The organism is Stenotrophomonas sp. AS012628, from assembly GCF_010608305.1.
Taxonomy (GTDB): Bacteria; Pseudomonadota; Gammaproteobacteria; order Xanthomonadales; family Xanthomonadaceae; genus Stenotrophomonas; species Stenotrophomonas geniculata.
In genome coordinates this window covers 1-501 of the sequence record NZ_VMBJ01000104.1, presented here as the reverse complement: position 1 = coordinate 501, position 501 = coordinate 1, and the positions used below count along the sequence as shown (strand labels likewise).

The window sequence follows — 501 nt, the reverse complement described above, 5'->3', positions numbered from 1 at the left end:
GGGGGTTTACGGCGTGTCCTGCCCCGTCCGGCCCCCGCCGCCCCACCCGGCACCAAGCAGGCGCAACGCTTTCCTCAACCCACCCACCCATTCAGCAAAAACCATTGATAGGAATGAAATTAGTAGTATCCTATCTATCTCTTATGGACCGACCCCTCGACGAGCGCACCGTGCTGCAGATGCAGCTCAGCTCCGGCCTGCTGTACGCAGGGCGGCAGTGGCAGCGCCTGGCAGACAGTCGGCTCGGCAGCTACGGCATCTCCACCGCCTGCACCATGCCCCTGCTGATGATCGGACGCTCCGGCGGTGGCATCCGCCAGGTGGCACTGGCCCAGCAGCTGGGCATGGAAGGGCCCTCCCTGGTGCGCCTGCTGGACAAGCTGTGCGCCAGCGACCTGGTCCGCCGCGAAAGCGATGCCAGCGACCGCCGCGCCAACCTGCTGTGGCTGACCGACGCCGGGCAGGCGCTGGTCAGCGAGCTGGAAGACCAGCTGATCGGCC

1 protein-coding gene is annotated in these 501 nt (G+C 66.7%); it reads left to right on the top strand.

Going from position 1 to position 501, the window contains the following annotated elements; genetic code table 11:
- Positions 1-143 precede the first annotated feature (143 nt).
- On the top strand, positions 144-501 hold a 358-nt coding region (locus tag G5A07_RS21145), incomplete at its 3' end, for a MarR family transcriptional regulator (protein WP_191863965.1).